Here is a 15,307-nt window from a genome sequence, read left to right on the forward strand (position 1 = left end):
TCAGCCGATTCCGGGGATGAGGGAGATGAGCAGGTCGATGATCTTGATGCCGATGAAGGGGGCGATCAGCCCGCCGATGCCGTAGATCGTCAGGTTCCGGCGCAGCATCCTGTCCGCGCTGACCGGCCGGTACTGCACGCCCTTCAGGGACAGCGGCACCAGCGCGACGATGATCAGCGCGTTGAAGATGACGGCCGACAGGATCGCGGAGTCCGGCGAGGACAGGCCCATGATGTTGAGCTTGTCCAGGCCCGGGTAGACGGCCGCGAACAGCGCCGGGATGATCGCGAAGTACTTCGCCACGTCGTTGGCGATGGAGAACGTGGTCAGCGCACCGCGCGTGATCAGCAGCTGCTTGCCGATCTCGACGATCTCGATCAGCTTGGTCGGGTTGGAGTCGAGGTCGACCATGTTGCCGGCCTCCTTGGCGGCCGACGTACCCGTGTTCATCGCCACGCCGACGTCCGCCTGGGCGAGGGCCGGCGCGTCGTTCGTACCGTCACCGGTCATCGCGACCAGCTTGCCGCCCGCCTGCTCCCGCTTGATGAGGGCCATCTTGTCCTCGGGGGTGGCCTCGGCGAGGAAGTCGTCGACGCCCGCCTCCTCGGCGATCGCCTTGGCGGTCAGCGGGTTGTCACCCGTGATCATGACGGTCTTGATGCCCATCCGGCGCAGTTCCTCGAACCGCTCCCGCATGCCGTCCTTGACGACGTCCTTGAGGTGGATGACACCCAGGATCCGGGCGCCCTCGGCATCCTCGACCGCGACCAGCAGCGGGGTGCCGCCGGCCTGCGAGATGGCCGCCGCGAGGGTGTCCGCGTCCTCGGCGACCGCGCCGCCCTGCTCACGGACCCAGGCGATGACCGAACCGGCCGCGCCCTTGCGGATCTTCCGCCCGTCCACGTCCACACCCGACATCCGGGTCTGGGCGGTGAACGCGATCCACTCGGCGTGCGCCAGCTCGCCCTGGTGCCGCTCCCGCAGCCCGTACTTCTCCTTCGCCAGTACGACGATGGAGCGGCCCTCCGGCGTCTCGTCGGCCAGCGAGGAGAGCTGGGCCGCGTCGGCCACCTCGGCCTCCGTCGTCCCGCTGACCGGCACGAACTCGGAGGCCTGCCGGTTGCCGAGGGTGATGGTGCCCGTCTTGTCCAGCAGCAGTGTGGAGACGTCACCGGCGGCCTCGACGGCACGCCCCGACATGGCGAGCACATTGCGCTGCACCAGCCGGTCCATGCCCGCGATACCGATCGCGGAGAGCAGCGCGCCGATCGTGGTCGGGATCAGGCAGACCAGCAGCGCGACCAGCACGACCATCGTCAGGTGGGTGCCCGCGTAGTCGGCGAAGGGCGGCAGCGTGGCGACGGCCAGCAGGAAGACGATCGTCAGCGAGGCGAGCAGGATGTTCAGCGCGATCTCGTTCGGCGTCTTCTGCCGGGCCGCGCCCTCGACGAGGCTGATCATCCGGTCGATGAAGGTCTCGCCCGGCTTCGTCGTGATCTTGATGACGATCCGGTCGGACAGCACCTTCGTGCCGCCGGTCACGGCGGAGCGGTCACCGCCGGACTCCCGGATGACCGGGGCCGACTCACCGGTGATCGCCGACTCGTCCACGGAGGCGACGCCCTCGATGACGTCACCGTCACCGGGGATGATGTCGCCCGCCTCGCAGACGACCAGATCACCGATCCGCAGGTCGGTGCCGGGCACCTGCTCCTCGGTGTCCCCCACCAGACGGCGGGCCACCGTGTCCGTCTTGGCCTTGCGCAGGGTGTCCGCCTGGGCCTTGCCGCGGCCCTCGGCGACCGCCTCCGCGAGGTTGGCGAAGATCACGGTGAGCCAGAGCCAGGCGCTGATGGTCCAGCCGAACCAGTCGCCGGGGTCCTTGAAGGAGAAGACGGTGGTCAGGATCGAGCCGACCCACACCACGAACATCACGGGCGACTTGACCATCACCCGCGGGTCGAGCTTGCGGCAGGCCTCGGGGAGGGACCTGACCAGCTGCTTGGGGTCGAACAGGCCCGCGCCGACACGGCCTTCGGCCGGCTTGTGCCCGGTGGGCGCGTCCTGGTGGGGCGCGAGGGTGGGAGTGGACATGGTGTCCTCGTGGGCTTCCGTTCGGGTGGTCATGACGCCAGCCCCTCGGCCAGCGGGCCCAGCGCCAGGGCCGGGAAGTAGGTCAGACCGGTGATGATGAGGATCGCGCCCACCAGCAGGCCGGTGAACAGCGGCTTCTCGGTGCGCAGGGTGCCGGCCGTGGCCGGGACGGGCCGCTGCTCGGCGAGCGAGCCGGCCAGCGCCAGCACGAACACCATGGGCAGGAAGCGGCCGAACAGCATCGCCAGACCGGTCATGGTGTTGAACCAGTCGGTGTTCGCGTTCAGGCCCGCGAACGCCGAACCGTTGTTGTTCGCCGCCGAGGTGAACGCGTACAGCACCTCGGAGAACCCGTGCGCCCCCGGGTTGAGCATCGAGTGCGGCGGAGTCGGCAGCGCCATGGAGGCCGCCGCGAAGACCAGCGCGAGGGCCGGGGTGATCAGGATGTAGATCGCCGACAGCTTGATCTCACGCGCGCCGATCTTCTTGCCCAGGTACTCGGGCGTACGGCCGACCATCAGACCGGCGATGAACACCGCGATGATCGCCATGATCAGGATGCCGTAGAGGCCGGAGCCCGTACCGCCCGGCGCGATCTCGCCCAGCATCATGCTCAGCAGCGTGATCCCGCCGCCCAGACCCGTGAACGAGGAGTGGAAGGAGTCCACCGCACCCGTCGACGTCAACGTCGTCGACACCGCGAAGATCGACGAGCCGCCGATGCCGAAGCGGACCTCCTTGCCCTCGTACGCGCCGCCCGCGAGCTGGAGCGCGGGGCCGTGGTGGGCGAACTCGGTCCACATCATCAGGGCCACGAAGCCCACCCAGATGGTGAACATCGTCGCGAGGATCGCGTAACCCTGCTTCACCGAACCGACCATCACACCGAAAGTGCGGGTCAGCGAGAACGGGATGATCAGGATCAGGAAGATCTCGAACAGGTTCGTGAACGGCGTCGGGTTCTCGAAGGGGTGGGCCGAGTTGGCGTTGAAGTAACCGCCACCGTTCGTCCCCAGCTCCTTGATGGCCTCCTGCGAGGCCACCGCCCCGCCGTTCCACTGCTGCGAACCGCCCATGAACTGACCGACCTCATGAATGCCGGAGAAGTTCTGGATCGCACCGCAGGCCACGAGAACGACCGCGGCCACGGCGGCGACCGGCACCAGGATGCGGATCGTGCCGCGCACCAGGTCGGACCAGAAGTTGCCGATCTCACCGGTGCGCGAGCGCGCGAACCCGCGCACCAGCGCCACCGCGACGGCGATGCCGACGGCCGCCGACACGAAGTTCTGCACGGCCAGACCGGCGGTCTGCACGACGTGCCCCATGGTCTGCTCGCCGTAGTACGACTGCCAGTTCGTGTTGGTCACGAAGGAGACGGCCGTGTTGAACGACTGCGCCGGGTTCACGGACGAGAAGCCGAGCGAGCCGGGCAGCACGCCCTGGAGCCGCTGGAGCAGGTAGAGGAAGAGGACACCGACGAGCGAGAAGGCCAGCACACCGCGGAGATAGGCGGGCCAGCGCATCTCGGTGTCGGGGTTGGCACCGATGCCCTTGTAGATCCACTTCTCGACCCGCCAGTGCTGGTCGGAGGAGTAGACCTTGGCCATGTAGGTGCCGAAGGGGATGTAGCAGAGCGCCAGCGCGCCTATCAGCGCGAGCAGCTGGAGCACGCCTGCGAGTACGGGACCCATGACTGTCTCAGAACCTCTCCGGGAAGATCAGGGCGAGGACGAGATAGCCCAGCAGGGCGACGGCCACGACGAGGCCGACGATGTTCTCGGCGGTCACAGCTTCGTCACCCCCTTGGCGACGAGCGCCACCAGCGCGAAACCCGCGAGGATGGTGACGACGAAGGCCAGATCGGCCATCGTGAACTCCTGGATGAGGTGGGGAACGGACTCGGACGGTTAGAGCAAACAGCCTTCGTGGCCGGTTTCGACCGCCGTTGACGGCTCCCTTACGGCCGTGGACGCGGCTTTGACGGGACTCTTACGGCGGGACGATCACGCAGGTCGGAGGCGTGCCGGCCTCAGAACAACCGGAACCGCAGCCGGCAGATCACCGCGTCGGTCTCCCGCCGCACGGCATGCGCGACGACGGCACCGCGCTGGTTCTGCAGCAGCCGCTGCCAGAGCCGCTCCGGCTCGGCCTCCGGGATCAGCACGGTCACCCGGGTGGCCGGCTCGGCCGCGCTCACCTCACGGACGTACGCGGCGATGGGACGGCCCAGGGAGCGCCGCTCGCAGCTCAGCCGGACCAGCGGCACCCCGGGGTCCCACTCGGCCCAGGCGCGCTCCAGGGCGTGCAGCTGGGCCCGGTCCTCGGGGTCGGGGTGGCAGACGGTGACGGCCCGGACCTCGTCGCCCAGGGAGGCGGCCGCGGAGAGCGCCTCGGAGGTGAGCCGGGACAGCGACGACACCGGCACGAGCACGACCGACCGCTCCCGGTGCGGCGGCTCGGGAATCCGCCCGAGCCCCAGTCGCTCCCCGATCCGCGCGTAGGCGCGCCGCACGGCGACGAACGCGGCCACGAGCAACGGCAGCAGCACGACGACGAGCCAGGCGCCCTCGGCGAACTTGCCGGCGGTGACCACGACGGTGGCGACCCCGGTCAGCACGGCCCCGAACCCGTTGAGCAGCGCCTTCCCCCACCACCCGGCGCCGCGCTCCAGCCGCCAGTGCCGCACCATGCCCACCTGGGCGATGGTGAACCCGACGAAGACCCCGATGGCGAACATCGGCACCAGCGTGTTGGTGTCACCGCCGGAGAACACCAGCAGCGCGGCCGAGACCACGGCCAGGGCGAACACACCGTGCCGGTGCACCTGGCGGTCGGCCTTCAGGGCGAACACGTGCGGCAGGCAGTTGTCGCGCGCCAGCAGCTTCAGCAGGACCGGCAGCCCGCCGAACGACGTGTTGGCGGACAGCGCCAGCAGGATCATCGTCGCGAACTGGACGACGTAGAAACCCCAGTTGTGGCCGAGGGAGGCGTCGGCGAGCTGGGCGAGGACGGTGACGCCTGCCACGGGCTGCAGGTGGAAGCGGCCGATCAGCACGGACAGGCCGATCAGCATCACACCGAGCACGGCCCCGAGGGCGACCTCGGCGTGCTGGGCCCGCCGGACGCGCGGCACCCGGAAGGAGGGCACGGAGTTGGCGATGGCCTCGACGCCGGTGAGGGCGGCACACCCCGAGGCGAAAGCTTTCAGCAGGAGCAGGGCACCGACACTGGTGGCGTTGTCGGCGAGCACGGACGCATGCCCCGCGGCGGTGACCGTACTGGCCGGCGCGGACCGGAAGAGCCCCACGACGATCAGCACGAGGATCGACCCGACGAACACCACCGTCGGCACGATGAACGCCCGCGCCGACTCCACGATGCCCCGCAGATTGACGCCCGTGACCAGCACCAGCACGGCCAGGCAGAGCCACAGCCGGTCCGGGTACAGCGCCGGGAACGCGGAGGTCAGGGCGGCGACACCGGCGGTGACCGCGACGGCGACGTTGAGGACGTAGTCGAGCACCAGCGAGGCGGCGGCCACCAGGCTGGTCCGGTCCCCGAGATGGGTCCGGGCCACCGCGTAGGACCCGCCCCCGTCCGGGAAGGCCGCGATGACCTGCCGGTACGAGGCGACGAGCACCGCCAGCAGGGCCGCGATGGCCAGCGTGACCGGCAGCGTGTAGCCGAGCCCGTGCGCCCCGGCCGCGGCCAGCACCAGCACGATGGCCTCCGGCCCGTACGCCACCGACGCCATCGCGTCCAACGACAGCGCGGCAAGCCCGGTGACAGCGGTGAGCCGATGCCGTTCCCCACTGTCAGGCGGCTCCTCACCAGCGGGCACGGCACCCGGTTCGACGGTCAGTACGGACATGGGGTGCTCCTTAAGAACGGGACAAACGCCCGACAAGGTTCTGTCCCGCCCCGACCACACCTGACGATCCCTTGCGCGTTCTTCGCGCGAAAGACAGCGACTTTGACACGCCCTTGACATCAGCGCCCCGCAAGGGGCGCGGGGCTGTATCTGATGTGCGGCTACCGCCGCGTGGGCGCGACCAGCCCCCACCGCCCCGCAGTGACCCACAACCCGTCAGAGTCCCATCAAAGACACCCCACACCTACTGACGCCGTACGCCCCCGCTCCCTACCGTCACCCCATGCCGCCCGCCGAGGACCGCCGCTGGTCCAAAGACGTCTCCGCATCGGCCCGTTGCGCAGGCGCCCTCCTCGCCCTGCTCCTCCTCGTCGACGTGGGCTCGGGGACCCTCACCTGGTGGCGCGGCACCCTCTGGACCACCCTCGCCCTGCTCCTCTTCACGGTCCTCTGCCCCGCCAGGGTCCGCGCCGGCGACGGCTGGCTCACCTCCCGTCGGCTGCTCCGCACCCGCAGGGTCCGCACGGACCGCCTGGTCTCCGTCCGCCCCCTGGACGGCATCTCCCCCCGGCTGCTGTTCCGCGACACCTTCGGCGACCGCCTCGCCCTGGACCCCCAGGTCCTCGTCGACAACCCCGAACTCTGGCTGCGCGTGGACGAGGGCGCCCGCAGGGCCGCCACGGCCGGCACCCTGCTCTGCGGCTCGCTCGCGCTGAGCCGCCTCGGCGAACAGGTCGAGCGGGAGAACGCGCTCGGCGTGTTCAGGGCGTCGGGCCTGGAGTAGACCCGGTCAGCACGTCGAGCCCCCGCCGGGTGGTGGCCATCACCACCCGGTCCCCCGCCGCCAGCACCCGCCCCTGCGCCGGCCGCCAGTCGAAGGCCCCCGTCCCCGGGGCCCCGGTGTCCCCGCCGACCGGCCCGACCGCCAGCACCCGCCACTCCCGCCGCCGGAACGCCTGGTGCACGGACCGCCCCTCCAGCTCCGGATGCCCGGCCACGTCCACGCACGTGAACAGCAGCGACCCCCGCTCCACCGGCATCACGCCCAGCACATGACGCCCCATCATGGCGGCGGCGAACGAGGGCGCGGCCAGGGCGGAAACGCTCCTGCTCCGGGTCAGCGCGTCCGGGTACGACGCCCGCAGGGTGCGCTGGACGGTCGCGGCGAAGTCGTCGTCGTAGAGCCGGGCCACCACCCGTACCCCGGGGTTGTACTCCCGGACGGCCATGAGGATGTCGAGGTTCTGGCCGTCGTCGCGGGTGAGGACGAGCAGGGAGCGGCACTGCCGGACCCGGGCGAGTTCGAGTACGCCGGGGGCGGCCGCGTCCTCCAGGATCAGCGGGACGCCGAGTTCGCGGGCGAGGGCGACGCCCCGGGCGCGCGGGTCGCGCTCGACGGCGACGACCCGGTGTCCGGTGGTGCGCAGCCGGTCCAGGACGCGGGTGCCGACCATGCCGAGGCCGACCAGGACGATATGGCCGCTGACGTCCTCGCCTGGCGGGTGGTTCGCGGAGGCGGTGCGGAACGCCTCGGTGGCGTTCATGGTCGCCGCGACGACGAGGGGCAGCACGGCGAGTCCGACGAAACCGGCGACGAGCTGGAGTATGCGGCGGGCGGGCGACTCCTCGGTGGCCGGGTCGCCCATGGTGAAGATGTCCAGGAGCGGCAGGTAGACGTTCTTCCACCAGGGGTGCTCGTCGGCGAAGAGCGCGGTGGCGGTGGTCAGCGCGACGACCACGGCCGCCAGCGAGCCGTAGACGGCGGCCAGTTGGCGGGAGAGGAAGACCCGCCACGGCAGATGGGCGAACCGCGCCCGCACCCAGCGCACCGGCCGGAAACGCCAGCTGCGGCGGGCCGGTTGGGCCGGGTGGAGGTGGACGACCTCCTCCAGCGTCAGCCGGCCGTGGGTGAACTGCCGGTGGTACGCGGTGTGGTCGTCCGGCAGCAGCTGGGTCCCGTCCTCGCCGGCCGTCTCGGCGCTGTCCTGGCTGGCCGGGTCGTCCTCGTGGGCGCCGGAGAGCACGGCGAGGGTGGCGAGGTCGGTGGCGTGCTGCGGGGTGCCCGCGGGCCGGACGACCCCGCGGAAGACCTTGCCGTCGACCTGGAGGGTGTGGCCGTGGCCCACGGCGGCGGCCGCGACGAGCTCCGGTACGGCGGTGTCGGCGTCGGAGAGGACGGTGGTGGAGGTGTCCGCCGCGGGCGCGTCGCACAGGCCCGCCGCCCGGTCCAGGAGCCGTTCCAGATGGCGGCCGCGCTCCCGGTTGAACATCCGCACCACCAGCCGTACGGAGGGGTTGACGGCGCGGGCCAGCAGGGCCGCGGTGACGTTGACCTGGTCGTCGCGGTAGGTGAGGGCGAGCGCGGCGGCCCGTTCGACGCCGGCCGCGCGCAGGGTGGCCTCGTCCGGGCGGGCGGAGACATGGAGCCGGACGGCGGAGTCCGGGTCGCGGTGCAGGGCGGCGACCTGGGCGCCGTGCACGTCGTCGGCGGACGGCAGCACGACGGTGACGACCTCCCCGCACACGGCGTCCAGTTCGACGGCGAGCCGGTGCGCGAGTCCGTCGTCGCCGCAGATCACCATGTGCCCGGTGCGCTCCACGGATACCGCTGGTGCGGGCAGGGTTGACGTCACATCAGCCAGAACGGCACCGGCGGTGACACCGGTTCCTGCCGGGCCCCTGACACCCGTTCAAATATCCGTCAAGAACATGCCAAGAGGGCGCGACCCCCACCGGCGGAACCGGCTTCCCCGCTCATGAGGCACCTCCCACGCGCTGCGGTGTCCGGACGGGTCGCGCCCGGTCGGCCAGCGGCAGCGAGACGACCATGGTCAGTCCGCCGCCCGGGGTGTCCTCGGGCGTCAGGGTGCCGTCCATCGCCTCGGTGAGTCCGCGGGCGAGGGCGAGTCCGAGGCCGAGACCGGTGGTGTTGTCGGTGTCACCGAGCCGCTGGAAGGGCTCGAAGAGCCGGTCCCGGCCGTCCGCCGGAAGCCCGGGACCCCGGTCGACGACCCGCAGCTCCGCGCGGTCGCCCAGCGCGCTCGCCGTCACCAGCACCCGCGCGCCGGGCGGGCTGTACCGGGCCGCGTTGCCCACCAGGTTGGCGATCACCCGCTCCAGCAGCGGCGGGTCGGCCAGCAGCGGCGGCAGGTTCTCCGGCTCACCGTGCACCTCCACCGCCGGGGTGTCCGCCAGCGCCGCCGGGAGCACCTCCTCCAGGGCCGTGGCCCGCAGGTTGAGGGTGAGGACACCGGCCTCCAGGCGGCTGAGGTCGAGGAGGTTGTCGACGAGCCGGCTCAGCCGGGCCATGGACTCCTCGGCGGTGGCGAGGAGTTCGTCGCGGTCCTCCGGGGTGAACTCCACCTCCCGGCTGCGCAGCGAGGTGACCGCGGCCCAGCCGGCGGCGAGCGGGGTGCGCAGGTCGTGGCCGACGGCGCGCAGCAGGGCGGTGCGCATCCGGTCGGCGGCGCGCACCGGCTCGACCTCGGCGGCGGCCTGGGCGAGCCGGGCCCGTTCGACGGCCGAGCCGACGTGCGCGGCGAACGCGGCGAGCACCCTCCGTTCGGAGGCGGAGGGCGTACGGCCGCGCAGGACCAGGTGGCTGCCGGGTCCGGCGGGCACCGCGGTGGCGTCGGCGCCGTCCGGCGGTTCGTCGACGAGTTCGGCGGAGTCCATGCCGAAGGTCTCGCGGGTGCGCTCCAGCAGGGCCGGGATGGTCTGGCCGCCCCGCACGATGCTCCCGGCCAGCGACGACATGGTCTCCGCCTCGGCGGTGGCCCGCGCCGCCCGCCGGGACAGCCTGAGCGAGCGGTCGACGACCCCGGCGACGGTGGCGGCCACCACCGCGAACACCCCCAGGGCGAGCAGGGCGTTGGGATCGTCGAGGGTGAAGGCGCCGATGGGCGGGATGAACCAGTAGTTGAGCAGCAGGGACGCGGTGACGGAGGCGATCAGGGCGGAGGTCACCCCGCCTATGCAGGCCACGCCCACCACCGCGAGCAGGAACAGCAGGGCCTCGCTGGTCAGGTTGACGCTGCCGCGGACCTGGGCGAGGGCGACGGTGAGCAGCACGGGGAGGACGAGCCCGGCGACCGGACCGGCGATCAGGCGCCGGGTCGACAGGGTCCGGCGGCGGGAGGGCAGCAGGGTGCCACGTCCGGCGCGTTCGTGGGTGACCCGGTGGACGTCGATGTCGCCGGAGAGCGCGGTCACGGTCTCCCCGGTGCCGGGCCCGGTCAGGAAGCGTTCGAGGCGGCCCCGGCGGCTGGTGCCGAGGACGAGCTGGGTGGCGTTCTCGGCACGCGCGAACTCCACCAGGGCGGTGGCCACGTCGTCGCCGACCACCGAGTGGTAGCTGCCGCCGAGGTCCTCGACCAGCCGGCGCTGCCGGGTCAGCGAGGCGTGCGAGACCCCGGCGGCCAGGCCGTCGCTGCGGGCCACGTGCACGGCGAGCAGGTCGCCGCCCGCGGACCGGTCGGCGATGCGCGCGGCGCGTCGTACCAGCGTGTCGCCCTCGGGGCCGCCGGTCAGCGCGACCACCACCCGCTCCCGGGTCTCCCAGACCCCGCCGATGGCGTGTTCGGCGCGGTAGGACTGGAGGGCCTCGTCGACCCGGTCGGCGACCCAGAGCAGGGCCAGCTGGCGCAGGGCGGTGAGGTTGCCGGGGCGGAAGTAGTTGGCGAGGGCCGCGTCGATCTTCTCGGGGGCGTAGATGTTGCCGTGCGCCATCCGGCGGCGCAGGCCCTCGGGCGGGATGTCGACGAACTCGATCTGCTCGGCCCGCCGGACCACCTCGTCGGGCACCGTCTCGTGCTGCGGCACCCCGGTGATCTTCTCGACGACGTCCTTGAGGGATTCCAGGTGCTGGATGTTGACGGCGGTGATCACGTCGATGCCGGCTGCGAGCAGGTCCTCGACGTCCTGCCAGCGCTTGGGGTGCCGGCCGCCACCGGGGACGTTGGTGTGCGCGAACTCGTCGACGATCGCCACCTGAGGGCGGCGCGCCAGCACGGCGGCGGCGTCCATCTCCTCGAACTCGCCGGCCCGGTAGCCGCAGCGCAGCCGCCCCACGGCCGCCAGCCCGCCGGTCATGGCCTCGGTCCGCGGGCGCCCGTGGCACTCCACGAACCCCACCACCACGTCCGCGCCCCGGGACGCGCGGCGCTGGGCCTCGTCGAGCATGCGGTAGGTCTTGCCGACCCCTGGGGCGGCCCCGAGGTAGACCTTCAGTCGTCCGCGCGGTACGTCGTTCATCACCTCAAAGGGAAGCGCGCGGCACCGCCCCGGGTGGCCCGTCTTGACGCGTCTCTGGCGCCGCCGCCGACGACGTTGACACTGTCTTGACGGCCTCTGGGCCGGATAGGGTGAAGGCGGTGTGCCGGGAAGTCTGGTCGGCCGGGAGTCAGGGTGGCTCCCGTCGGACCCCAGGGGGACGGCATGCGCGGCGTGGGTACGGTTCTCGCTCTCGTGGTACTGGCCACGGTCGTGGCGACCTTCGCCCGGAGGTGGCGGATACCGGCCCCCTCCCTCCTCGTGGTCGCGGGCCTGGCCGTGGCCCTGCTGCCGGGCACCCCGCAGATCCGGATCAGTCCCGAGGTGATCGGGCTCGTCGTCCTCCCGCCGCTGCTCTACGCCAGCGCCGAGGAGCTCTCCTGGCGTGAGCTGCGCGCGGTCTGGAAGCCGGTCGGGGTGCTCGCGGTCGGCCTGGTGCTGGCCTCGGCGGCGGCCGTCGGCGCGGTGGCCTCCCTGGTGACCCCGCTGTCCTGGCGGATGGCGCTGGTCCTCGGGGCGATCCTGGCCAGCACCGACCCGGTCGCGGTGACCGCGCTCGGCCGCCGGCTGGCGCTGCCGCCGAGGGTGCAGATGCTGGTGCAGGCGGAGAGCCTCTTCAACGACGCGACCTCCCTGGTCCTGTACCGGGTCGCGGTGAGCGTGGCGGTGGCCTCGGCGGCGGCGGACTGGGGGGCCGCGGGGGGCGAGTTCCTGCTGCTCGCCGGGGGCGGCACGCTGATCGGCGCGCTCGTCGCCGCCGTCGTCGCGCTGATCAGAAGGCGCACCGAGGACCCGGTCCTGGAGACGGTGATATCGCTGGTGACGCCCTATGCGGCCTACGTGCTCGCGGAGGCGGCCCACACCTCCGGCGTCACCTCGGTGGTCGTGGCGGGCGTGGTCCTGGGCGGGCGCGGCGACCGGCTCACCGACGCCCGGACAAGACTCCAGCTGCACGCCGTCCACGGCACGGTGGTCTTCCTGCTGGAGAGCGTGGTCTTCAGCCTGATAGGGCTGGCGCTGCCCGCCCAGGTGCGGGCGCTGTCCGACGGCGACCGGGTCTGGCCGCTGTACGCCCTCGCCGTGGCCGGCACGCTGATCGCGGTACGGCTGCTGTGGCTCGCCCCGCTGTCGGCGGTGGTGCAGCGCAAGGGCGGCGTCCAGCGGCCGAACTGGCGGATGCCGGTGGTGCTGACCTGGGCCGGCACCCGGGGCGTGGTGCCGCTGGCGGCCGCGCTGTCGATCCCGGTGGCGGCGAAGGACGGCTCCGTGCTCACCGAACGCCCGCTCGTCCTGGTCCTCACCACCTCCGTCGTGGTCGTCACCCTGGTCGTCCAGGGCTTCACCCTGGCCCCCGTCGTGCGCCGCTCCGGTATCGCCCTGGAGCCCGACCACACCGAGCGCGAGGAGGCCGCCGCCCGCTGCCGGCTGGCCGACGCGGGCATCCGGCGCCTGGAGGAGCTGTCCGAACTGGAGGCGGTACCGGACGTGGTCCTCGACCGCCTCCGCCGCGGTCTGCACGCGCGCCTCGACGACGCCCGCGACCGGCTGGCCGACCGCGGGGCCGAGTCGTCCGAGTCGGCCGACCTGGTCTACCGGCAGCTGCGCCGCGACCTGATCGCGGTGGAGGCGGCGGAGCTGCGGCGGCTGTACGACGCACACACGATCAGCGACACGACACGACGGCGGCTGCAGCGCTCGCTGGACCTGGAGGAGGCGCGGCTGGCGGACGCCTGACGACAGCGCCCGTTCGCGGGGGATCGGCGGAGCGCGTGACCGTCGTAGGGGATAACGCTCGGTGTCCGGCTGCCCGCGCCTGTTCGCCGTCCCCCGTACAGCCGAACGCCTCGTCACGTCCTCCGGGCCACCCTTTCCTGATGCTCGGCCACCGCCTGCCAGGCTGTTCTTAACGCAAGCTTGACGCCCAGCCCGCGCCTATCCGTGGGCCCACGCGTCACTCTCTGCTTACGCTGGTGCCGCCGTCCGCGTGATGGCCGGAATCGAACTGCGCCACACCCAGACCGCGCCGGACACCAGGAGCCCACCCCATGGCCACGACCGAACATCCCCCTCCCAGTCGCCTGCGCGCCTGGATGCTGGAGGGGCTGTCCGACATGGGCAAGGGCGGCGGCCACGCCGGCTCCCACGCGGAGCCGGAACCCGCGCACCAGGGCCAGCGCTGGTGGCGGGTGATGTGCCTGACCGGTGTGGACTACTTCTCGACCCTCGGCTACCAGCCGGGCATCGCCGCCCTCGCGGCCGGTCTGCTCTCGCCGATCGCCACCATCGTGCTCGTGATCGTCACCCTGGCCGGCGCCCTGCCGGTCTACCGCCGCGTCGCCGAGGAGAGCCCGCACGGCGAGGGCTCCATCGCCATGCTGGAGCGGCTGCTCTCCTTCTGGCAGGGCAAGCTCTTCGTGCTGACCCTGCTCGGCTTCGCCGCCACCGACTTCCTCATCACCATCACCCTCTCCGCCGCCGACGCCTCCACCCACCTGGTGGAGAACCCGCATCTCACGGACGCGCTGCACGGCAAGCAGATGATCATCACGCTGATCCTGGTGGCCCTGCTCGGCGCGGTCTTCCTCAAGGGCTTCCTGGAGGCGATCGGCGTCGCGGTCGCCCTGGTCGGCATCTATCTCGCGCTCAACGTCGTCGTCGTGATCGTCGGCTTCTACCACGTGATCACCGCCGAGCACGTCATCACCGACTGGACCAGCGCCCTCACCCAGGAACACGGCAACGTCTTCGTCATGATCGGCGTCGCCCTGATCGTCTTCCCCAAGCTCGCCCTGGGCCTGTCCGGCTTCGAGACCGGCGTCGCCGTCATGCCGCACGTCAAGGGCGACCCGGGCGACACCGAGCAGCGGCCCACGGGCCGGATCCGGGACACCAGGAAGCTGCTCACCACGGCCGCCCTGATCATGAGCTGCTTCCTGATCGCGACCAGCTTCATCACCACGCTGCTGATCCCGGAGAACGAGTTCAAGCCCGGCGGCGACGCCAACGGCCGCGCCCTCGCCTACCTCGCGCACGAGTACCTCGGCAACGCCTTCGGCACGGTCTACGACGTCTCGACCATCTGCATCCTGTGGTTCGCCGGCGCCTCGGCCATGGCCGGCCTGCTCAACCTCATGCCCCGCTACCTGCCCCGCTACGGCATGGCCCCGCACTGGGCCCGCGCCGTGCGCCCGATGGTCATCGTCTTCACCCTGATCGCCTTCCTGGTCACCTGGATCTTCGACGCCAGCGTGGACGCCCAGGGCGGCGCCTACGCCACCGGTGTGCTGGTCCTGATCAGCTCCGCCGCCGTCGCGGTGACCATCGCGGCCCGCAAGGCCGGCCAGCGCAAGTGGACGATCGGGTTCGGGATCATCTCGGCGGTCTTCCTCTACACGACCGTCGTCAACGTCATCGAGCGCCCCGACGGTGTGAAGATCGGTGCCTGCTTCATCGTCGGCATCATCCTGGTCTCGCTGCTCTCCCGCCTCGCCCGCGCCTTCGAGCTGCGCGTGACGAGCATGACCCTCGACGACATGGCGGAACGATTCATCCGCGACATTGCCAGCCGCAAGATCCGGTTCATCGCCAACGAGCCGGACCGGCGCGACAAGGCCGAGTACCGCGACAAGATCGACCAGATCCGGGCCGACAACGACATGCCCGAACAGGAGGACTTCGTCTTCGTCGAGGTCACGGTCACCGACCCCTCCGAGTTCGAGGCCGGCCTGACCGTCCGCGGCGAGGTCCTGCACAACCGCTACCGCGTCCTCACCCTGGAGTCGGCCTCCATCCCCAACGCCCTGGCCGCCCTGCTGCTGCACGTCCGGGACGAGACCGGCTGCATCCCGCACATCTACTTCGAGTGGACCGAGGGCAGCCCGTTCGCCAACTTCCTGCGCTTCTTCCTCTTCGGCCAGGGCGAGGTCGCCCCGGTCACCCGGGAGGTGCTGCGCGAGGCGGAGCCGGACCGCTCCCGGCGGCCCCGCGTCCACACCGGCTGAGCATCCCGGGGCCCCCGGGCCCCCTGCCTCGTAAGAATCCCGTCAATAACCGCTCGGTCCGTATAAG

Annotated in this window: 9 protein-coding genes; 3 read left to right on the forward strand and 6 right to left on the reverse strand. The window is 71.7% G+C overall.

The genetic code is table 11. The features are described from left to right. The 4 genes from kdpB to ACIPSJ_RS44530 all read right to left on the reverse strand — a co-directional run bounded on the left by kdpB (nucleotide 1) and on the right by ACIPSJ_RS44530 (nucleotide 5,968). Entirely contained in the window at nucleotides 1-2,127 is a 2,127-nt protein-coding gene (gene kdpB / locus ACIPSJ_RS44515; protein WP_401354804.1) for a potassium-transporting ATPase subunit KdpB, read from the reverse strand. Further along, a complete protein-coding gene (gene kdpA / locus ACIPSJ_RS44520; RefSeq protein WP_401354806.1) occupies nucleotides 2,124-3,788 on the reverse strand; it encodes a potassium-transporting ATPase subunit KdpA in 1,665 nt (554 codons plus the stop codon). Before kdpA ends, kdpB begins: the two co-directional genes overlap by 4 nt. 7 nt (nucleotides 3,789-3,795) lie before the next feature. Next, nucleotides 3,796-3,885, reverse strand: coding sequence for a K(+)-transporting ATPase subunit F (gene kdpF / locus ACIPSJ_RS44525; protein WP_016434100.1), 90 nt, complete (start codon nucleotides 3,883-3,885; stop codon nucleotides 3,796-3,798). 241 nt (nucleotides 3,886-4,126) lie between these two features. After that, nucleotides 4,127-5,968 carry an APC family permease gene (locus ACIPSJ_RS44530; protein ID WP_401354809.1) on the reverse strand — a complete coding sequence of 614 codons (1,842 nt, stop codon included), beginning with the start codon at nucleotides 5,966-5,968 and terminating at the stop codon, nucleotides 4,127-4,129. A gap of 283 nt (nucleotides 5,969-6,251) precedes the next feature. Between ACIPSJ_RS44530 and ACIPSJ_RS44535 the strand changes: the two genes are divergently transcribed. Next, nucleotides 6,252-6,752, forward strand: coding sequence for a hypothetical protein (locus ACIPSJ_RS44535; protein WP_401354811.1), 501 nt, complete (start codon nucleotides 6,252-6,254; stop codon nucleotides 6,750-6,752). On the opposite strand, the gene ACIPSJ_RS44540 is transcribed toward ACIPSJ_RS44535, so the two are convergent. Both ACIPSJ_RS44540 and ACIPSJ_RS44545 read right to left on the reverse strand, forming a co-directional pair. Continuing rightward, nucleotides 6,730-8,550: an NAD-binding protein gene (locus ACIPSJ_RS44540; RefSeq protein WP_401354813.1), complete on the reverse strand. Its 1,821-nt coding sequence runs from the start codon at nucleotides 8,548-8,550 to the stop codon at nucleotides 6,730-6,732. The two genes, ACIPSJ_RS44535 and ACIPSJ_RS44540, sit on opposite strands and share 23 nt — an antisense overlap. A 172-nt stretch (nucleotides 8,551-8,722) precedes the next feature. Then, nucleotides 8,723-11,221, reverse strand: coding sequence for an ATP-binding protein (locus ACIPSJ_RS44545; protein WP_401354815.1), 2,499 nt, complete (start codon nucleotides 11,219-11,221; stop codon nucleotides 8,723-8,725). 183 nt (nucleotides 11,222-11,404) lie between these two features. Here ACIPSJ_RS44545 and ACIPSJ_RS44550 point away from each other — a divergent pair, with 183 nt between their 5' ends. Both ACIPSJ_RS44550 and ACIPSJ_RS44555 read left to right on the forward strand, forming a co-directional pair. Next, entirely contained in the window at nucleotides 11,405-12,973 is a 1,569-nt protein-coding gene (locus ACIPSJ_RS44550; RefSeq protein ID WP_401354817.1) for a Na+/H+ antiporter, read from the forward strand. A 311-nt stretch (nucleotides 12,974-13,284) separates the two neighbouring features. Continuing rightward, nucleotides 13,285-15,240, forward strand: coding sequence for an APC family permease (locus tag ACIPSJ_RS44555; RefSeq protein WP_401354818.1), 1,956 nt, complete (start codon nucleotides 13,285-13,287; stop codon nucleotides 15,238-15,240). Nucleotides 15,241-15,307 lie beyond the last annotated feature (67 nt).

The organism is Streptomyces sp. NPDC090088 (assembly GCF_044747345.1).
Lineage (GTDB): Bacteria > Actinomycetota > Actinomycetes > Streptomycetales > Streptomycetaceae > Streptomyces.